15 protein-coding genes are annotated in these 18,287 nt (G+C 72.6%); 6 read left to right on the forward strand and 9 right to left on the reverse strand.

Going from position 1 to position 18,287, the window contains the following annotated elements; genetic code table 11:
- Positions 1-32 precede the first annotated feature (32 nt).
- On the reverse strand, positions 33-947 hold the full coding sequence (locus ACGFWJ_RS28065; RefSeq protein WP_392954600.1) for a DNA-3-methyladenine glycosylase family protein: 915 nt from the start codon (positions 945-947) through the stop codon (positions 33-35).
- Between the two features lie 118 nt (positions 948-1,065).
- Here ACGFWJ_RS28065 and ACGFWJ_RS28070 point away from each other — a divergent pair, with 118 nt between their 5' ends.
- Together ACGFWJ_RS28070 and ACGFWJ_RS28075 are read left to right on the forward strand one after the other, a co-directional pair.
- Positions 1,066-1,854, forward strand: a complete 789-nt coding sequence (locus ACGFWJ_RS28070; protein WP_387644920.1) for a TIGR03089 family protein — start codon at positions 1,066-1,068, stop codon at positions 1,852-1,854.
- A 162-nt stretch (positions 1,855-2,016) separates the two neighbouring features.
- Entirely contained in the window at positions 2,017-3,552 is a 1,536-nt protein-coding gene (locus ACGFWJ_RS28075; RefSeq protein WP_392954602.1) for an LCP family protein, read from the forward strand.
- A 5-nt stretch (positions 3,553-3,557) separates the two neighbouring features.
- Here ACGFWJ_RS28075 and ACGFWJ_RS28080 read toward each other — a convergent pair whose 3' ends face one another.
- Positions 3,558-4,175 carry an acyltransferase gene (locus ACGFWJ_RS28080; protein ID WP_392954604.1) on the reverse strand — a complete coding sequence of 206 codons (618 nt, stop codon included), beginning with the start codon at positions 4,173-4,175 and terminating at the stop codon, positions 3,558-3,560.
- Between the two features lie 65 nt (positions 4,176-4,240).
- A complete protein-coding gene (locus ACGFWJ_RS28085) occupies positions 4,241-5,284 on the reverse strand; it encodes a glycosyltransferase family 2 protein (RefSeq protein ID WP_392954606.1) in 1,044 nt (347 codons plus the stop codon).
- A 104-nt stretch (positions 5,285-5,388) separates the two neighbouring features.
- Here ACGFWJ_RS28085 and ACGFWJ_RS28090 point away from each other — a divergent pair, with 104 nt between their 5' ends.
- On the forward strand, positions 5,389-6,855 hold the full coding sequence (locus tag ACGFWJ_RS28090) for an LCP family protein (RefSeq protein WP_392954608.1): 1,467 nt from the start codon (positions 5,389-5,391) through the stop codon (positions 6,853-6,855).
- A 7-nt stretch (positions 6,856-6,862) separates the two neighbouring features.
- On the opposite strand, the gene ACGFWJ_RS28095 is transcribed toward ACGFWJ_RS28090, so the two are convergent.
- A complete protein-coding gene (locus ACGFWJ_RS28095; RefSeq protein ID WP_392954609.1) occupies positions 6,863-8,782 on the reverse strand; it encodes a hypothetical protein in 1,920 nt (639 codons plus the stop codon).
- 141 nt (positions 8,783-8,923) lie between these two features.
- Here ACGFWJ_RS28095 and ACGFWJ_RS28100 point away from each other — a divergent pair, with 141 nt between their 5' ends.
- On the forward strand, positions 8,924-9,217 hold the full coding sequence (locus tag ACGFWJ_RS28100; protein WP_392954611.1) for a hypothetical protein: 294 nt from the start codon (positions 8,924-8,926) through the stop codon (positions 9,215-9,217).
- 56 nt (positions 9,218-9,273) lie between these two features.
- Here ACGFWJ_RS28100 and ACGFWJ_RS28105 read toward each other — a convergent pair whose 3' ends face one another.
- From ACGFWJ_RS28105 to ssuE, 3 genes are all read right to left on the reverse strand, one after another.
- On the reverse strand, positions 9,274-11,832 hold the full coding sequence (locus ACGFWJ_RS28105) for an ABC transporter permease (protein WP_392954613.1): 2,559 nt from the start codon (positions 11,830-11,832) through the stop codon (positions 9,274-9,276).
- A 16-nt stretch (positions 11,833-11,848) separates the two neighbouring features.
- On the reverse strand, positions 11,849-12,634 hold the full coding sequence (locus tag ACGFWJ_RS28110) for an ABC transporter ATP-binding protein (RefSeq protein WP_387867095.1): 786 nt from the start codon (positions 12,632-12,634) through the stop codon (positions 11,849-11,851).
- A 184-nt stretch (positions 12,635-12,818) separates the two neighbouring features.
- Positions 12,819-13,373 carry an NADPH-dependent FMN reductase gene (gene ssuE, locus ACGFWJ_RS28115; protein ID WP_392954615.1) on the reverse strand — a complete coding sequence of 185 codons (555 nt, stop codon included), beginning with the start codon at positions 13,371-13,373 and terminating at the stop codon, positions 12,819-12,821.
- 346 nt (positions 13,374-13,719) lie between these two features.
- Between ssuE and ACGFWJ_RS28120 the strand changes: the two genes are divergently transcribed.
- The gene (locus tag ACGFWJ_RS28120) at positions 13,720-15,042 is read left to right on the forward strand and encodes an LCP family protein (protein ID WP_392954617.1); all 1,323 of its coding nucleotides are present in this window, start codon (positions 13,720-13,722) and stop codon (positions 15,040-15,042) included.
- Positions 15,043-15,131: 89 nt separating this feature from the next.
- A complete protein-coding gene (locus ACGFWJ_RS28125; RefSeq protein ID WP_392954619.1) occupies positions 15,132-15,671 on the forward strand; it encodes a serine O-acetyltransferase in 540 nt (179 codons plus the stop codon).
- 130 nt (positions 15,672-15,801) lie between these two features.
- Here the strand turns inward: ACGFWJ_RS28125 and ACGFWJ_RS28130 are convergent, their stop codons facing one another.
- Positions 15,802-16,965, reverse strand: a complete 1,164-nt coding sequence (locus ACGFWJ_RS28130; RefSeq protein ID WP_392954621.1) for an acyl-CoA dehydrogenase family protein — start codon at positions 16,963-16,965, stop codon at positions 15,802-15,804.
- Between the two features lie 62 nt (positions 16,966-17,027).
- Entirely contained in the window at positions 17,028-18,170 is a 1,143-nt protein-coding gene (locus tag ACGFWJ_RS28135) for an LCP family protein (protein WP_392954623.1), read from the reverse strand.
- Positions 18,171-18,287: the final 117 nt, after the last annotated feature.

The raw sequence follows: 18,287 nt of genomic DNA on the forward strand, positions 1-18,287 counted from the left end.
GGCCCCGCCGTTCCCCGGGCCCCTGAAGGGACTCACCTGCCCCTGTGGTCGTTCGGGGTGAGGCGCGGCCCGTACTTGGGTGGGCGCGCGCCTGTGAGGGGGAGGATGCGGCAGAGGCGGTAGCGGTGGGGGCGGTAGGGCTCGAGGAGGGTGAGCATTTGGGCGTCGTCGCTGCGGGGGCGGCCGGCGAGGGCCCAGCCGACGATGTTGGGGAGGTGGAAGTCGCCGACCGAGACGGCGTCGGGGTCGCCGTTGCTGCGCTGGAGGGTTTCGGCAGCGGTCCAGATACCGATGCCGGGGACGGCGGTGAGGCGGGCGAAGGCGTCGGCGGAGGGCATGGTGGAGGCGGCTTCGAGCTTCGCGGCGAGGCGGACGGCGCGTTGGACGGTGGCGGAGCGTTTGGGGTCGACGCCGGCGCGGTGCCAGGCCCAGCTGGGGATCAGGGACCAGTCGCGGGCGGTGGGGGTGACGCGCAGGCCGAGGTCGGCGGCGGGGCCGGGGGCGGGGGTGCCGTAGTCGCGGAGCAGGGTGCGCCAGGCGCGGTAGGCCTCGCCGGTGGTGACTTTCTGTTCCAGGATGGCGGGGACGAGGGATTCCATCACCAGGCCGGTGCGGGTCAACCGGAGTCCGGGGCAGGTGCGTTGGGCCTCGCGGAGCGGGCCGGGGGGCAGGACGAGCCCGGCGGGGTCGTCCTCGGCGCCGAGCAGGGCGGGGAGTTGTTCGAGCAGCCAGCCTGCGCCGGGGCCCCAGGCGGTGGCGGATATCTCGTCGTGGTGGGGCCGGATGCGCAGGGTGCCGGGGCCGTCGGGGGTGCGGGAGGCGCGCCAGACGGTGCCGTCGGGGGTGCGGTGGAAGGCGGGGTCGCCGGTGCCGCGTTGCAGCGGGTAGAGGGTGCGGCCGAGGTCGAGGGGGTAGCCGGGCCGCCACTGTCGGGTCAGCTCTGGCATCGGGTTCCTCGGGGTGTGCGGGTTCGCGGGGGCGTCTGCGAGGGTAACGCGGAGAGGCGGGTGGACGGGCGGGCACCCTCCCGTCCGGGCGTGCGCAGGACGTAGGCTGGGGCGCACCATGACTGCGCCTTTCGCTGCCGACGCCCGCACCCCCGCCGAGCTGCTGCAGGCCTACCTGCGCGCCGGGGCCGGTGCCGATCCGTCCCGCCCTCTGGTGACCTTTTACGACGACTCGACCGGGGAACGGGTGGAGTTGTCGGCGAAAACCTTCGACAACTGGGTGGCGAAGACGGCCAACCTGTTGCAGGACGAGCTGAACGCCTCGCCGGACGACCGGGCGGCGCTGCTGCTGCCGGCGCACTGGCAGACCGCCGTGTGGCTGCTGGCGTGCTGGTCGGTGGGCGTGGTCGCGGTGCCGGGCGGTGAGCCGAAGGACGCGGACCTGGTGGTGTCGGGTCCGGAGGGTCTGGAGGCGGCGCAGGAGTGCCCCGGGGAGCGGGTGGCGCTGGCGCTGCGTCCGCTGGGCGGCCGGTTCCCGCAGCGGCCGGACGGGTTCCTGGACTACGCGGCGGAGGTGCCCGGGCAGGGCGACCGGTTCGCCCCGTACTCGCCGGTGGATCCGCAGGCGGCGGCGCTGGAGTCGTCGGTGGACGGCCTGGCGCTGAAGCTGACGGGCGAGCAGGCCGTGGCGCTGGCCCGGGAGGGCGCGGCCCGGCTGGGTCTGGACAGCGGCAGCCGGGTTCTGTCGACGCTGTCGTTCGACGACTGGACGGGGTTGGAGGCGGGCCTGCTGGCGCCGCTGGCGGCCGGGGCCTCGGTCGTTCTGTGCCGGAACTCCGAACAGTTGACGGATGGTCAGTGGCAGCAGCGGATCGAATCCGAACGGGTGACGCTGCGTCTCGGCTGACCGGCCCGGCCCGCGTGGCCGAACAGTTCTGCGGCAACGGCGCGCACTGCCCGGTGAGGTGATTCGGGCGGGGCGCGCCGTTGCCGTTTCCCGCCGCTCCGACGAGTGACGGCGGCCCGGAGCCGGGGAGTTCGCCGGGCGGGCTCCTCTAGGGTGGCCCGGATGAACAGCGGACACCCGAACCGGGGTGACTCGGACAACTCGGGCCGGCAGCACTCAAGTCGGCGGGCGCGGCCGTCCAGGCCCGCGGGTGCCAGTGCGGCGCCGGGCGGACGGGCGGCGCGGCGGCGCGGCCGGGTGGTGCGCGGGCGGCGGGTGCTGACCTGGGTGGCGGGCTCGCTGAGCCTGGTGCTGGCGGCGGGCTGCGGCGGGGCGTTCTACGTGTACCGGCACTTCAATCGGAACATCTCCTCGGTGAAGGTCCAGGTCGGCGACGAGTCGGAGCGCCCGCAGGCGACCAACGACGCGCTGAACCTGCTGGTGATCGGCACCGACAGCCGGGTTGGCCTGGGCCGCGAGTACGGCGACGAGGGATCCACCGGGCACGCGGACACCACGCTGCTGTTCCACATCTCCAAGGACCGCAGCAACGCCACGGTGCTGTCGATCCCGCGCGACCTGATGGTGGCCGTCCCGGAGTGCCGCAGTGGCGAGAAGCGGATCCCGGGCGAGGCGCGGGCGATGTTCAACAGCAGTCTGGGGCAGGACGGGCGGGACCCGGGCTGCACCTGGAAGACCGTGGAGAAGCTGACCGGCGTCCGGATCAACCACTTCATGATGGTCAACTTCGAGGCGGTGAAGTCACTCTCCACGGCGGTCGGCGGCGTCGAGGTGTGCGCGGCCACCGCCATCGACGACCCGTACTCGCACCTGAAGATGTCCGCCGGGCGGCACGTGGTGCAGGGCGAGGAGGCGCTGGCGTTCGTCCGGACCCGCCACGCGGTGGGACTGGGCGGTGATCTGACGCGCATTCCGCTCCAGCAGCAGTTCATCAGCTCGATGATCCGCAAGATGAAGAGCAGCGACACCCTGACCAGCCCGGCCAAGCTGTGGAGCCTGGCGGACGCCGCCACCAAGGCGCTGACCGTGGACAGCGCCATCAACGACGTCAACCGGCTGAAGGACCTGGCGCTGGACATCTCCCGGGTGAACACCGGGAACATCACCTTCACCACGGTGCCGGTGCTGGACGACCCGACGGACAGCAACCGGCTGGTCCTCAAGCCGGGTGACGCGCAGCAGCTGTTCGCGATGATCGCCGCCGACCGTTCGCTGACCGAGGTCGCGCGGCAGCAGGCGTCACCTTCCCCCGCTCCGACCCCGTCCCAGCTGGACGCCGACGACGTGAAGGTGACGGTCCGCAACGGCACCGGGACGCCCGGGCAGGCCGGGCGGGCGGTCTCGGTACTGAGGGCGAAGGGATTCGCGCTGGCCGCCTTCGCCAGCAACGCGGAGGTCCGGCAGGCCAGTTCGGTGTCCTACCCGGCGGGCCAGGAGGACCGGGCGCGGGCGGTGGCCGCCGCGCTCGGGCTGCCCGCGACGGCCGTGCGGGCGGGTGGCCGGGACGGCGTGACGGTGCTGCTGGGCGCCGATTTCGTCGGGGCGGGCTCGCCGTCGGCGGTGCCGACCGAGGCGCCGAAGGATCTCCAGCGGGTCCGGGCGGACGACACCAACGTCTGCGCGTCGAAGTTCAAGTAGGAAGGTCAGGAGGGGAGTTCGGCGTCCGGCACGAGCGTGTCGGGGGCGGTCTCGGTGTACTGCTCGCCGGTGCGCGGGCAGCGCCAGTGGCCTTCGCCGGCGGGCTCCAGCGGTTCGCCGGCCCGGCCGACCCACTTGATCCGGCGGGCGGGCACCCCGGCGACCAGCGCGAAGTCGGGGACGTCCCGGTGCACCACCGCGCCGGCCGCGATCAGCGCCCACCGGCCGACGGTGACACCGGCCACCAGCACGGCCCGGCCGCCGATCGAGCAGCCCTGCCGGAGCGTGACGCCGCGGGCGTGCCAGTCGTCACCGCGCTTGAGCCGGCCGTCCGGGTCGACGGAGCGCGGGTACAGGTCGTTGGTGAGGACGGCGGCGGGGCCGACGAAGACGCCGTCCTCCAGCACCGCGGGCTCGTACACCAGGGCGTGGTTCTGCAGCTTGACCCGGTCGCCGAGCTTCACGCCCGGGCCGACGTAGGCGCCGCGCCCGATGATGCACTCGGCGCCGATCTCGGCGTGCTCGCGGACCTGGGCGAGGTGCCAGACGGTGCTGCCCGGGCCGAGGGTGGCGCGCGGGTCGACGTCGGCGGTGGCCTCGATCCTGGGAGCGCTGCTCGTCATGGCGCGACCCTAGCGCGGGTGGACGGCCCCCGTCCGGGCTTCCGGGGACCGTCCTGGACCGTCGGTCAGGCTCCGGCGGTGGTGGCCGGGTCGATCGGTGCGGGCGGGGTGGAGGCGATCACCTTGCGGGCCAGCTTGCGCGGCGAGGTGAGGAAGCCGAAGCCCCAGCTCAGGTGCATGGTGGCGAGGGCCAGCGGGACCTGCACCCGGGCCTTGGCGGACAGGCCGCGGCCCTCCGCCAGGCCGCCGGCGATGATCGCCGCGAAGTAGCCGCCCGGCAGCACCAGGAACACCGGGTGCAGCGCGGCACCCAGCACCAGGCCGCCGACCACGCCGAGCAGGGCGAACGGCGGGGCCAGGTAGCGCAGGTTGACCGAGCCGCGGTGGTAGCGGGTGACGACGCGGCGCCAGCGGCCGTAGTCCTTGTACTGCTTGGCGAGCGCGCGCGGGGTCGGCCGGGGCCGGTAGGTGACCTTCAGCTGCGGGGTGAACCAGACCAGTCCGCCGGCCTGCCGGATCCGGTAGTTCAGCTCCCAGTCCTGGGCGCGGATGAACTCCTCGTTGTAGCCGCCCTGCTGCTCCAGCACCTCGCGGCGGAACACCCCGAGGTACACGGTGTCGGCCTTGCCGGCCAGGCCGCCGGTGTGGAAGGCGGCGTTGCCGACACCTATCTTCGAGGTCATCGCGGTGGCGACGGCCCGCTCCCACTCGGTCTCGCCCTCGGCGTGCATGATGCCGCCGACGTTGGCGGCGTCCATCTCGTCCAGCAGCCGGACGGCGGTGGCGATGTAACCGGGCGTCAGCAGCCCGTGGCCGTCCACCCTGACCACCACGGGGTGCCGGCTGGCCCGGATCGCGGCGTTCAGGCCGGCGGGGGTGCGGCCGGTCGGGTTGGGGACGGTGCGCACCCGCGGGTCCTCGGCGACCAGGGCGGCGGCGATCTCGTCGGTCCGGTCGGTGGACGGGCCGAGTGCGATCACCACCTCCAGTTCGCCGCCGTACTCCTGTTCCAGGATCCGGTGGACGGCAGTGCGCAGGTGACGTTCCTCGTCGAGCACCGGCATGATCACGGAGACCGCCGGCAGCTCCTCAGCAGCCTTGGTGTTCATCGTGCCCGAGCGTACCGGCGCGGACCGGCCGGTGTCGGCCCGGGTCGGTTCCGGTCCGGCGCGCCGTCGGGGCCGGGCGGGCCGCAGCGCTTAGCATCCGGAGAATGCCTGTTCAGCGCCAGCTCGTTCGCCTGTCCAAATCCAGTCGGACGCGCCGCAGGCGCTGGGGGCTGTGGACGGCGGGGGCGCTCTCCTTCTCGGTGCTGGCCGCCTCCTGCGGCGGCTGGGCGGTGCTGAACGGCGTCGGCTCCTCGCTGGGCCGGGTGGACGCGATCGGCGGCGGCCCTGACCGGCCCGCGGACGACGGGGCGTCGACGTTCCTGGTGGTCGGCACCGACGAGCGGGACGGCATCCCGGAAGCCACCCTGAAGAACGTCCTGCACGCGGGCGGCGAGTCCTGCCACTGCACCGACACCATGATGGTCGTCCAGCTGTCCGCGGACCGCGGCCGGGCCACCGTGGTGTCCGTGCCGCGCGACTCGTACGTGGACATCCCCGCGCACCAGGACCGGATCTCCGGCAAGCAGGTGGCCGCCTCCAAGGGCAAGATCAACGCCGCGTACGGGATGGGCGGGGCGCCGCTCGCGGTGCGCACCGTGGAGCAGAACACCGGGCTGCGGATCGACCACTACATCGAGGTGAACTTCCTCGGCTTCGTCTCCACCGTGGACGCCCTCGGCGGCGTCCAGGTGTGCTCGCCCAAGCCGCTGAAGGACGACTACTCGGGCCTCGACCTGCCGGCCGGCACCAGCAGGCTGGACGGCGCGGGCGCGCTACGCTACGTCCGGGCCCGGCACGTGGACGGCTCCTCGGACCTGGGGCGGATGCACCGCCAGCAGAAGTTCCTGGCGCAGCTGCTGCACCAGGCGTCCTCCGGCGGCACCCTGCTCAACCCGGCGAAGCTGACCGGGGTGATGGACACCGTGCTGCGTTCGGTGAAGGTGGACAAGGGCCTGGGCAACGCCGAACTGCTGGATTTCGCGACCCGATTGAAGGACGTGTCGGCGTCGAACGCGGACTTCGCGACGGTGCCGCTGTCCTCGGTGGACCACCCGGTGCAGGGCTGGGGCTCGACCGTGCTGTGGGACGAGAAGGGCGCGAAGGCGCTGTTCGAGGCGGTCCGCGCCGGGCGACCGCTGACCGGTCCGGCGCCGACGGCGACGGTCCCCACGACGGCGCCGGCTGCCGGAACGGTTCCTCCCGAGCAGATCCGGGTGCAGGTGCTGAACGGCGCGGGCGTGCAGGGCCTGGGCACCCGGGTGGACGAGGACCTGCGCAAGGCCGGGTTCGCCACCACCGGTACCCCGTCCAACGCCCCCGGCAACGGACCGGCCGCCACCCGCACCGTGATCCGCTACGACCCGCACTGGGACGAGTCGGTGAAGGCGCTGGCCGCCGCGCTGCCGGACGCCGAGCTGGTCAAGGTCCCGAACCTCGGCGCGACCCTCCAGGTGGTGGCGGGCAGCGAGTACAAGGGCCCGGCCGCCGCCACCGCGCCCGAACCGGCCGCCGCGGGCAGCGGCCCGGTGGCCGGGGCGGAGAGCGGCAGCGAGATCAGCTGCCCGGCCTGACGGGCGGTCAGCGCAGCAGGTACTGGGCCACCGCCCACGCCATGTACCCGGCGAGCACCAGGCGGTTCAGCCACAGCATCGAGCCGACCGTGCCCGCGGGCAGCGCCGTCAGCGGGCGGCGCTCCGGGCGCTGGGCGAGCGCGGTGACGATGCGGGCGACCTGCTGCGGATCGAACTCGCCGCCGAAGTGACGGTGCAGCAGGCGGGCCGGGCCTGCGCTGAAGCCGAACAGCGGCCGGCTGCGGTATCGCACCGTGACGCGGCCACTGTGCAGCGCCGCCGCCGTCACCTGCTGCCAGCTCGCCCGGCGCACCCGCAGCACGCCGCTGAGGACGACGCCGTCGCGGTCCACCGCGAGCTGCCAGCCGAACCCGCCCATCACGCCGAGCAGCAGCCCGCTTCCCATCACCAGCGGGCGGAGCAGGTTGTCCACCAGGCTGTCCTGATCGGCGAGGAAGTTCATCACCGCGCCGATCAGCACGGCGGCGACCGGGGCCGCCGCACAGCGCAGCGCGGTGGGCAGGCCGAACACCCGGGCCGGTTCCGGGCTGCCGCCGGGGTCTTCGGCGCGGTCGTCCGCCAGGCTGCGGGCGACCTGGGCCTTCAGCTGCGCCTCCTCGTCGCGCGCTTCGCCGTCGCGGTCCCGCTTGGACGGGGCCGCCAGGACGACGGCGCGGGCGGCCGTCCACTTGTGCGGCGTCTCCGAGGAGCGGAGCACCACCAGCCGGTTGCGGCCGCCGCCCCAGTGGTAGAGCAGCGCTTCGACGGGGGCGTCGGCCTTGCCGAGGGCGACCGGCGTGTCCTCGTCGCCCTCGCCCTCGCCCTCGTCGTCGTCCTCGTCGTCCTCGGGGTCGGGTATCCACGCGGCCGGGCCGTCGAGGTCGGCGGGCGCGTACTGGGCGGCTTCGTCGCCGAACGGCATCACTCGCCACAGGCCGGCCTCGCGGTCGCCGCCGTCCACCGGCAGTACTTCCAGGACGCCGCTCACCGTCCGCCGGGCCCGGACCCGCAGGGCGGGGGCGCTGTCGCCGATGGTTCGGCGCGCCACTGTGGTGCGGCGTGCGGAGAGGAGCAGCAGGACGGCGAAGGTGCCGGCCGCGCCGACGCCGAGCCACCACGCGGCGGAGTCCTGCCACTCGTCGGCGGCCCGGTACCAGCCGGTGCCGTCGACCAGCAGCGGGACCTGGTCGCCGACCGTGCGGTCGCCGTCCACCTCGGCGGTGAGCGTCCGGTACTCGTGCGGCAGCCGGTACTCGACGGTGGCGCTGTCGCCGCCGTCGTGGATGCTGCGGACGGTGCCCCACGTCCGGTCGGCGCGGGCGGCCCGGGCGAGGTCGTCCTCGGTCTGCCACACACCGACCGCCAACAGCACCACCGCGGCCGCCCCGAACAGGGCGGCCAGGATGTGCCGCACCCGGGGCCGGGACGGCGGGTCGATCGGGGAGTCGGCGCCCCGCAGCGTCCACGGGTAGGGCATCGGCGGGCCCATCAGCGTGGCCAGTTGGGCCTCGGCGCGGCGCAGGCCGGCGTCCTCCCGGTACAGCGCGGCGGCGGCCAGCAGGTGCGCGGCGCAGGCGGCGGTGGGCAGCCAGGGGCCGGGAAGCGCGTTCGGCAGGAACCAGAGCAGCAGGCCGGCCGCGGCGGGCACCACGAAGCTGGTGCGGCGGCGCAGCAGCAGCGCCAGGAATTCCACCAGCAGCACGGCGGGTGCGGCGCTCTCGGCGTACGGCACGGTGCAGGCCCGCAGCGAGTCGCACCGGTCCGGCGTCCGGTCGAACGCGATCGCCAGCACCACCGTCACCGCCGGCAGCAGCGCCAGCCAACGGCTGTTCAGCCGCTGCCACACCCGGGCGGCCCGCCACTGGTCGGCGGCGGCCAGCGTCAGCGCGGGCGCGGCGGGCAACGGGGGCGCGGGGTATTCCGACATGCGCGCGATTCTGGCAGGCGCCTTCCGGGGCGCTCGCACCGGAGGTAAAGGAAGCTTCAATTCCCGTTGTCCGAACCGCTGCTGACGCTCAGCCGTGGAGCTACGTTGAAGAGGAGAGCGATCCGACGGGGGGTGTCCGCGATGGCGGTGCTGGTGGTCGAGGTGCGTCCGCACTGGTTCACGGCCTGGTTCCACCGGATGGCGACGGAGCCGGTGGTGGACGTGGACGGGGTTCAGTCGCGGGCCCGCTGGGGCGTCAACCGGGTGCCGGTGACGGAAGGGCGGCACGTGGTGTCGGTGTGGTTCCGGTACCGGGGTCAGCGGGCGGCGCGGCTGGGCGCCGGTGGGTGCGAGCTGACGGTGGCGGACGGGGCGCAGGTGCCGGTCTCGGCGCGGCTCGGGGTGCGCAACGGCAGTCACTTCACCGTGGCCTGAGACGGCGGCAGGCCCGCCCGGGGATTCCGGGCGGGCCTGCTGGTCGGGACAGGCGGTCAGTCGGTGGCGATGGCGGCCAGGACGTTCATCCTCGCGGCGCGGAAGGCCGGAACGAGGGCGGCGACCAGGCCGACCACGATGGAGCCGATCAGCACGGTGACGACTGTGCCGGTGGGGATGGTCAGCACCGTCAGGCCCTGTTCGGCGAGGACGGCGCGGGCGGTGACGCCCCAGCTGAGGCCGAGCACGGTGCCGAGGACGGCGCCGAACAGGGCGATCACCACGGACTCCAGGCGGACGGTGCGGCGCAGCTGACGGCGGGACAGGCCGATGGCGCGCAGCAGGCCGATCTCCCGGGTGCGTTCGACCACGGACAGCGCCAGCGTGTTGACCACGCCGAGGACCGCGACCACGATCGTCAGGCCGAGCAGGCCGTAGACCATGGCGAGCAGCTGGTCGAACTGGGACTTGACCATCTCCTTGTAGCCGGCCTGGTCCTTGACCACCAGCTGCGGGTAGTCGGCCAGCGACTTCTGCAGGTCCGCGAGAACCGCGCCCTTGTCGGCGCCGGCCGACGCGGCGCCGAGCAGTAGGCCGACGGGCGGCAGTTGACCGTTCATCGCCTTGGCGACGGTGTCGGTGCCGGTGAAGAAGCGCTGGTCGAACAGCTGGTTGCCGGTCTTGATGACGGCGGCGACCTTGAGGGTCTGGCCGCGGCCCTCGCCGTAGTTGACGTTGAGCTGGTCGCCGACCTTGAGGTGGTGCTCGTCGGCGAAGTCCTGGCCGACCGAGATGCCGCCGTCGGCGAACACCGCCTCGGCGTTGCCGGAGGCGATCGGGAGCCGGAAGTCCTTCAGCAGGCTGGCGCCGGAGACGGCGAGCCGGGTGCGCAGGGTGCCGCCGTCGGGCAGCGTGATCTCGGCGGGGACGTTCCGCTGCTCGGTCAGGTGGTCGAGGCCGTTGGTGCGCCGGGCGGCGTCGACCATGGCGGGGGTGAGGGCGCCGTGGCCGCCGTCCACCACGTAGTCGGCGCCGACGGACTTGTCGATCTGCGAGGTCATCGAGCCGACCATCGAGGAGGTGACCACCGAGGCGCCGATCACCACGGCCAGTCCGATCATCAGCGCGGCGGCGGTGGAGCCGGTGCGCCGCGGGTTGCGGACCACGTTGCGCTGGGCGAGCCGCCCGGCCGGGCCGAACAGTGCGGGCAGCAGGCCGCCGAACAGCCGGACCAGCATGGAGACCAGCAGCGGGCCGAGCACCACCGAACCGGCCAGGGTGGCCAGCAGGCCGAGGCCGAGCAGCATCCCGCCGGTGGAGCCGGGCGAGCCCGCGGCGAGCACCAGCGCGGCGACGCCGGCACCGGTGATCAGCAGGCCGACCGCGGCCCGGATCCGGTTGGCGCGGGGTTCGGCCGGGGCGGAGTGGTCGAGCAGCGCGGCCATCGGGGTGATCCGGGCGGCGCGGCGGGCCGGGAAGAACGCGGCGAGCAGGGTGACCGGCAGGCCGACGGCGTAGCCGACCACCGGGACGGCCCAGGTGATCTGGAGCGAGGAGGCGTCCAGGTTCATCCCGGTCGCCTTCATCAGCTGGATCATGCCGGCGGCCAGGCCGAGGCCGGCGCCGATGCCGATGGTGGAACCGATCAGGCCGAGGATCAGGCCCTCGACCAGCACCGAGCGGTTGACCTGCGACCGGCTGCCGCCGATGGCGCGCAGCAGGCCGATCTCCCGGGTGCGCTGGGTGACCAGCATGGAGAAGGTGTTGACGATCAGGAAGATGCCGACGGCGGCCGACAGGAAGGCGAAGCCGAGCATCGCCCACTTCATGAACTTCAGGAACGAGCCGACGCCCGCCGAGTTCTCCTTCTGCTGCTCGGCGGCGGTCTTCGCCTCGAAGCCGTTGCCGAGGTCGGCCAGCGCGGCGGTCTTCAGCTCGTCGTTGCCGCGGCTGCCGTCGCCGAACAGCTCGACGGAGGTGTACGCCTCGGTGCCGAGCAGCACCCGCTGCGCGGTCGGGGTGTCCAGGAAGGCCAGCGCCGCACCGGGGTTGGTGGTCCGGAAGGTGACGATGCCGGAGATGGTGAAGTCGTAGTTACCGGTCTCGGTGATCACCCGGAGCTTGCCGCCCAGGCCGAGGCCGGACTTCTTGGCGGTGTCGGCGTCCAGCATCAACTGGTCGGCGCCCTGCGGCTGGTGACCGGAGGTGATGTCGACCGAGGTGCGCGGCGAGTCCGTCCAGTTGCCGGTCAGGGTGGGGGCGCCGGAGGTCGGGCCGACCAGCTTGTTGGTGGCCGGGTCGACCAGGGTCGCGGTGGAGGCGAAGACGTTGCCGACGGCGGCCTTGACGCCCGGTTCGGCGGCGAGCTTCTTCTGGACGTCGACCGGGACGGTCGGGGCCCGGCCGGGGCCGTCGGCGGTCAGTTCGTCCTGTGCCTTGCGCACCGACAGGTCGGAGGCGGTGGCGGCGAACAGCCGGTCGAAGGTGGTGGTGGCGGTGTTGTAGAAGACCAGGGTGCCGGCCACGAAGGCGACCGAGAGCACCACGGCCAGCAGGGAGAGCACCAGGCGCCACTTGTGCGCGAGGAAGCTCCGCAGCGAAGTCTTGAGCAGCATCGTTCCCGGTCCCGTCTCAGCTGGTGCGCTTGCCGTCGAAACGGCGCATGCGGGTCAGGACGGAGTCGGCGGTCGGGTTGTGCATCTCGTCGACGATCACGCCGTCGGCGAGGAACAGCACCCGGTCCGCGTGGCCGGCGGCCACCGGGTCGTGGGTCACCATGACGATGGTCTGGCCGAGTTCGTCGACCGAGCGGCGCAGGAAGCCGAGCACCTCCGCGCCGGAGCGGGAGTCCAGGTTGCCGGTGGGCTCGTCGCCGAAGATGATCTCGGGCCGGGCGGCCAGCGCCCGGGCCACCGCGACGCGCTGCTGCTGGCCGCCGGAGAGCTGCCCGGGCCGGTGCTTGAGCCGGCCGGACAGGCCGACGGTCTCGATCACCTGCTCCAGCCACGCCCGGTCGGGCTTGCGGCCGGCGATGTCCATCGGCAGCGTGATGTTCTCCAGCGCGTTCAGCGTCGGCAGCAGGTTGAACGCCTGGAAGATGAAGCCGATCTTGTCGCGGCGCAGCCGGGTCAGCTGCTTGTCCTTCAGGCCGGTGACCTCGGTGTCGCCGATCCAGATCCGCCCCTCGGAGACGCTGTCCAGGCCGGCCAGGCAGTGCATCAGGGTCGACTTGCCGGAGCCCGACGGACCCATGATCGCGGTGAACCGGCCGCGCTCGATGTCCACGTCGACCGCGTTCAGCGCCGTCACCCGGGTCTCGCCCGTCCCGTACGCCTTGGTCACCTGCCGGGCCCGGGCGGCGACGTCGTTCTGCTCGGCTACGGGTGTGAGGTGCGCGGCGCTCGCTGCCGTGGTCACTGCTTGCTCCTTGAGGTGGGGTGGGGTCCGCCCGATGTCCTCAAGCCTCCCGTCTTGACCGCGCCCTTACGTCCTCCACCGGGACGAACGCCACCACCGGGAAACGCTCCGGGGTCGGGGCCCTCTCCCCTAGGGGTCCGCGCCCCGCGGGGTAAGGGTCCCGAGCCCGGCGGTTGACGAACTGTCAGACCGTGACGGCCAGTTCGGCCCGCGGCTGGAGCGCGGCGGAGAACGCGTCCACCACCGGGGTCAGCAGCACCTCGGTCTCCCGCTCCAGTTCGGTGCCGCCGTCCTCGCGCACCACGATGTGCCGGTCCAGCACGAACCAGCCCTGGGTGATGTGCGCGGCGCCCATCGAGTTCAGCACCGGCCGCAGCGCGTAGTCCACCGCCAGCACGTGCGCGGTGGAGCCGCCGGTGGCCAGCGGCAGAACGGTCTTGCCGCGCAGCGCGTACTGCGGCAGCAGGTCGAGCAGCGCCTTCAGCAGCCCCGAGTAGGCGGCCTTGTACACCGGCGTGCCGATCACCACCGCGTCCGCCCGCTCGAACAGCTCGACGGCGCGGGCTATCGCCGGATCGGCCGTATCGGCGGCCAGCAGCGCCCTGGCGGGCAGCGAGCGGGCGTCCAGCGCCTCCACCCGGTGGCCGTGCGAGACCAGCCGGCGGTCGACGTGGCGCAGCAGCTTCGTGGTCCGGGAGGTCGCGGACGGGGAGCCGGAGACGGAAAGGATCACGGCCATGGAGTCACCTCGGTGCGTACGGCCGCGGGCACGGCGGCCGGAAACGGAAGAAACGGGAACGCGAGGGCGAGGGCGCGGGCTCGCCCGGGGGTGAATGCGCGGCGAGGACTCAGCCGCGACACAGCGAGCAGGACACCCGACCGTGGTCGACGTGCCGCCGACGGGTGAGGACCTTCCGCTGCTCCATGCGGCCATGCAAACACGTGCGGTTTTACCGGGTCAAGGCCGTGTCCGGCCGGTGAACACCGCACCGAACGGTCCGGGCCCTGCATCAAAACGGCCACAAGGAGCCCCCTCCGAGCCGGACGATCACCACGCGGCCCGAGGTTCGGGCATCCTTCCCCTCATGAACACGTGGCAGGAGCGCCCGGGGGGCGGCGCATACGGGCAGGGCGACGCGGCACGCGGCCGGGGCGGGGCGGGCGCGGAGCCGCCGCTGCCTCCGTCGTTGAATCCGCGCGGCACGGGCGTCCCGCTCTCCCGCCCCGACCAGCCCCCGTACGGCGGGCCCAGCAACCCGGGCGGGCCTGGTGCCCCTAGTGGCCCTGGCGGCTCGGGCGGCCCTGGCGGCCCTGGCGGACAGCCTCCGTACGGTGGCCAACCGCCGTACGGGCAGCCCCCGTACGAGCCGGAGCCGAATCCGCGGGGCGGCGGCGCCCCGCAGCCGGCCCGGCCGCGCCGCTCGCGCAAGAAGATCATCGGATACTCGGCGCTCGGCCTGGTCCTGGCGCTGCTCACCACCGGGATCGGCACCTACTTCTGGGCCGACGGCAAGCTCCGGCACGAGAACGTGCTCGCCGACTACCCGGGCCGCCCGGCGGCCGGCAAGGGAACGAACTGGCTGATCGTGGGCTCGGACAGCCGCGAGGGCCTCACCGACGCCCAGGAGGACAACCTCCACACCGGCTCCGCCGAGGGCAAGCGCAGCGACTCGATGATGATCCTGCACATCGGCGACCACGGAAACACCCTGATGTCGATCCCGCGCGACTCCTGGGTGCAGATACCCGCCCACCAGGACACCTCCGGCAGCGGAAAGTCCATAGCCGCCAGCACCCACAAGATCAACGCCTCCTTCGCGAACGGCGGCGGCCGGCTCCTGGTGCAGACCGTCGAGACCAACACCGGCCTGCGGATCGACCACTACGCGGAGATCGGCTTCGCCGGATTCGTCGGCCTGGTCGACGCCGTCGGCGGCGTCGAGATGACCATCGACCAGCCGATCAAGGACAAGGACTCCGGCCTCGACCTCCAGGCCGGCACCCAGACCCTGACCGGCAAGCAGGCCCTCGCCTTCGTCCGCCAGCGGCACCAGATGGCCGACCAGGACCTCGGCCGGATGCGGAACCAGCAGAAGTTCCTCGGCGCCCTCGCCAAGCAGGCCGCCTCCCCCGGCACCCTGCTCAACCCCTTCACGTTCTACCCGCTGGCCTCCGCCGGCCTCGACACCCTGATCGTCGACAACGACGCCGGCCTCACCGACCTCGGCTCGATGTTCCTCGCCATGAAGGGCGTCACCGGCGGCGCCGGCCAGACCATCACCGTCCCGATCGGCAACCCCGACTTCCGCACCCCCACCGGCGAATCCGCCGTCAAGTGGGACCCGACGAAGTCCAAGGCCGTCTTCGACGCGATGAAGAACGACACCGCGGTTCCCGACACGAAGTGACCACCACCGGAGGGCGGGAGGTTTCGAACTCCCGCCCTCCGGCGCGTCGTTGACACTTCATCAGACAGCTCGCCGGAACAATGTCCGCCATGTCCCTGGTGACCTCCCTCATCTACCGCCGCCGAAGCCGGCTGTTCGGCCGCCTGGTCCAGGAAGCCCTGGCCCTCTACGGCGTGGAGGTCCCCGCCGCCGCCGAGATCGGCCCCGGCCTGCTCGTCTACCACCGCGGCTTCGGCACCGTCCTGCACCCCTTCACCACCCTCGGCGCGAACGTCACCCTCTACAACGGCGTCACCATCGGCCGCGCCGACCCGTGGGTCCCGCAGGAGGAATCCGCGATGCGGCGGGTCGTCCTGGAGGACGGGGTGGTGGTATGCGCCGGCGCGAAGATCGTCTGCAAGTCGGGCGTCCTCACGGTCGGCGCCGGGACCGTCATCGGCGCGAACGCGGTGCTCACGCGTTCCACTGGGCCCAACGAAATTTGGGCCGGTGCCCCGGCCCGGCGGTTGGGGGTGAGGGCGCCAAACCAGGGAGAGCGTGACCAGGGAGAGCACAACCGGGGGCGCTGGGGGTCCCCCCAGCGAAGCGAGGGGGCGGAACTGCGCGGGCAAGGAGCGCACGCCAGCTAGGTCGCGATCAAGTGCAAGTCATTGCCCTACGTCGCGATCTTGCCGACGGGCACCTTCCGCTTCGCGCAGTTCCCCGCGCCCCCGGTTTCGCACCCTCGCAGCTCCCAACGCCCCTGGTGGTTCTCGCCTGCTACGGCAGGTTACGGGCCATGACGATGCGCTGGACCTGGTTGGTGCCCTCGTAGATCTGGGTGATCTTCGCGTCGCGCATCATCCGCTCCACCGGGTAGTCCCGCGTGTACCCGTACCCGCCCAGCAGCTGCACCGCGTCCGTGGTGACCTCCATCGCCACGTCGGAGGCGAAGCACTTCGCCGACGCCCCGAAGAACGTCAGATCGCCGTCACCGCGCTGCGACTTCGCCGCCGCCGCGTACGTCAGCTGCCGCGCCGCCTCCAGCTTCATCGCCATGTCGGCCAGCATGAACTGGACGCCCTGGAACTCCGCGATCGCCTTCCCGAACTGCTTGCGCTCCTTCACGTAGCCCTTCGCGTAGTCCAGCGCGCCCTGCGCGATGCCCAGCGCCTGCGCGGCGATCGTCACCCGGGTGTGGTCCAGCGTCCGCATCGCCGTCGCGAAACCCGTGCCCTCCGCGCCGATCATCCGGTCCGCCGGGATCCGCACGTTGTCGAAGTACACCTCACGCGTCGGCGAACCCTTGATGCCGAGCTTCTTCTCCGGCGCGCCGAACGACACGCCCTCGTCGCCCTTCTCCACCACGAACGCCGAGATGCCCTTCGACCGCAGCGAGGGGTCGGTCACGGCCATCACCGTGTAGAACTCCGACACACCCGCGTTGGTGATCCACCGCTTCACACCGTTGAGCACCCAGAAGTCACCGTCCCGCACCGCCCGGGTCTTCATGCCGGCCGCGTCCGAACCCGCCTCCGGCTCCGACAGGCAGTACGAGAACATGCCCTCACCGCGGGCCAGCGCCCCCAGGTACTTGGCCTTCAGCTCCTCCGAACCGGACAGCTGCACCGGCAGCGAACCCAGCTTGTTCACCGCCGGGATCAGCGACGAGGAGGCGCACACCCGCGCCACCTCCTCGATCACGAGCACCGTCGCCAGCGCGTCCGCACCCGCGCCGCCGTACTCCTCCGGCACGTGCACCGCGTGCAGATCGTTCGCCTGCAGCGCCTCGAGGGCCTCCGAAGGGAACCGCCCCTCCTCGTCCACCGCCGCCGCGAACGGGGCGATCTTCGCCTCCGCCAGCGAACGCACCGCCTCGCGGAGCATGTCGTGCTCCTCGCTCAGCCGGTAGAGGTCGAAGTCCGCTCCGGAGTTACCCGCCATCTGCTCTGCCCCTTGCGATAGTTACCGTCGAGTAATGCCCATCGTAGGCGCGCACGCCGACGTCAGTCGACCTTGTCGCCGAGGGTGTCGCCGCTGGTGCGGTGCTCGGTGAGGTACTCGTCCATCCGGTCGCCGCGCATCGCGTCCCAGAGCAGGCCGGCGGCGCCGTCGTCCATCAGGACGACGGACTGGCCGTCGATGGAGTCGAAGCCGCCGAAGGGGGCGTTCATGAAGTGGACGCCGTCGGGGCGGACCGCGCGCAGGCTCCAGGCGAGGTCGTAGAGGTCGCTGTTGCTGAGCCGGTCGTCGACGGATACCACGTCGCCGACGGTGCCGAGCAGGCCGGTGAGTTTGCCGGGGCTGGAGAGGGTGCCGGAGTTCATGGTGCGGAGCATCAGCGAACGCAGGAAGTTCTGCTGGCGCTTGGTGCGGTCGAGGTCGCCGTTCGGCAGGCCGTGGCGTTCGCGGACGTAGAGCAGGGCCTCGGCGCCGTCCATGTGGTGGGTGCCGGCCAGCCATTCGCGGGCGTCGCCCTTGGCCTCGATGGTGCGCGGGATGGTGATGTCGACGCCGCCGACGGCGTCGGTGAGGGCCCGGAAGCCGTTCCAGTCGATCACCGCGATGTGGTCGATCCGGATGTGGGTGAGGTCCTGGACGGTCTGCACCATCAGCGCGGGGCCGCCCCAGGAGTACGCGGCGTTGATCTTCGCCTTGCCGTGGCCGGGGACGGGCACCCAGGTGTCGCGCGGGATGGACACCACGGAGACGGACTTCCGGTCGGCGGAGATGTGCATCAGCATCATGGTGTCGCTGCGCTGGGCGCCCAGCTGCCAGGCGGGGGCCTTGGCGTCCTTGCCGGTGGTGGGCTGGTCGGAGCGGGCGTCCAGGCCGACCAGCAGGAAGGTCTGGCCGGTGTGCGGGACGGCGGTGGGCTGCGCGGCGGTGCCGGTCGGGAAGGCGTTCGGGATCCGGGCCACCGAGGACGCGTAGTGGTCGGCGGTCCACACCAGGGCGCCGAAGCCGGTGCCGAACAGCACCAGCAGCACGACGAGGGTCCACAGCAGCAGCCGGCGGCCCCGGCGGCGGCGCGGCGCCTTCCCGCCCTCGCTCTCCTCACTCGAAGGGTCCCGCTCGTCGTCGCGGTCGAAGATGCTGAGTAACCCCTGGTCCTCGTCGGCCCCGTCGGGCCGCTCTTCGGCAGTCATGCGCGCATTGTGAACCTTCCGTACAGACTTTCGGGGGGAAACCGTGAAATCGGCGGATCCCGCAGGTGGTAGCGGTACCGATACCATCTGTGCGTGCGGCCGTCGCACTGCCTGGAA

The sequence above is a fragment of the Kitasatospora sp. NPDC048407 genome (genome assembly GCF_043200475.1).
GTDB lineage: Bacteria > Actinomycetota > Actinomycetes > Streptomycetales > Streptomycetaceae > Kitasatospora.

Excerpts from the sequence above, each read along its gene's own strand:
- ACGFWJ_RS28065 (WP_392954600.1), bottom strand. The coding sequence starts at position 947 with ATGCCAGAGCTGACCCGACAGTGGCGGCCCGGCTACCCCCTCGACCTC.
- ACGFWJ_RS28070 (WP_387644920.1), top strand. The coding sequence starts at position 1,066 with ATGACTGCGCCTTTCGCTGCCGACGCCCGCACCCCCGCCGAGCTGCTG.
- ACGFWJ_RS28075 (WP_392954602.1), top strand. The coding sequence starts at position 2,017 with ATGAACAGCGGACACCCGAACCGGGGTGACTCGGACAACTCGGGCCGG.
- ACGFWJ_RS28080 (WP_392954604.1), bottom strand. The coding sequence starts at position 4,175 with ATGACGAGCAGCGCTCCCAGGATCGAGGCCACCGCCGACGTCGACCCG.
- ACGFWJ_RS28085 (WP_392954606.1), bottom strand. The coding sequence starts at position 5,284 with ATGAACACCAAGGCTGCTGAGGAGCTGCCGGCGGTCTCCGTGATCATG.
- ACGFWJ_RS28090 (WP_392954608.1), top strand. The coding sequence starts at position 5,389 with ATGCCTGTTCAGCGCCAGCTCGTTCGCCTGTCCAAATCCAGTCGGACG.
- ACGFWJ_RS28095 (WP_392954609.1), bottom strand. The coding sequence starts at position 8,782 with ATGTCGGAATACCCCGCGCCCCCGTTGCCCGCCGCGCCCGCGCTGACG.
- ACGFWJ_RS28100 (WP_392954611.1), top strand. The coding sequence starts at position 8,924 with ATGGCGGTGCTGGTGGTCGAGGTGCGTCCGCACTGGTTCACGGCCTGG.
- ACGFWJ_RS28105 (WP_392954613.1), bottom strand. The coding sequence starts at position 11,832 with ATGCTGCTCAAGACTTCGCTGCGGAGCTTCCTCGCGCACAAGTGGCGC.
- ssuE (WP_392954615.1), bottom strand. The coding sequence starts at position 13,373 with ATGGCCGTGATCCTTTCCGTCTCCGGCTCCCCGTCCGCGACCTCCCGG.
- ACGFWJ_RS28120 (WP_392954617.1), top strand. The coding sequence starts at position 13,720 with ATGAACACGTGGCAGGAGCGCCCGGGGGGCGGCGCATACGGGCAGGGC.
- ACGFWJ_RS28125 (WP_392954619.1), top strand. The coding sequence starts at position 15,132 with ATGTCCCTGGTGACCTCCCTCATCTACCGCCGCCGAAGCCGGCTGTTC.
- ACGFWJ_RS28130 (WP_392954621.1), bottom strand. The coding sequence starts at position 16,965 with ATGGCGGGTAACTCCGGAGCGGACTTCGACCTCTACCGGCTGAGCGAG.
- ACGFWJ_RS28135 (WP_392954623.1), bottom strand. The coding sequence starts at position 18,170 with ATGACTGCCGAAGAGCGGCCCGACGGGGCCGACGAGGACCAGGGGTTA.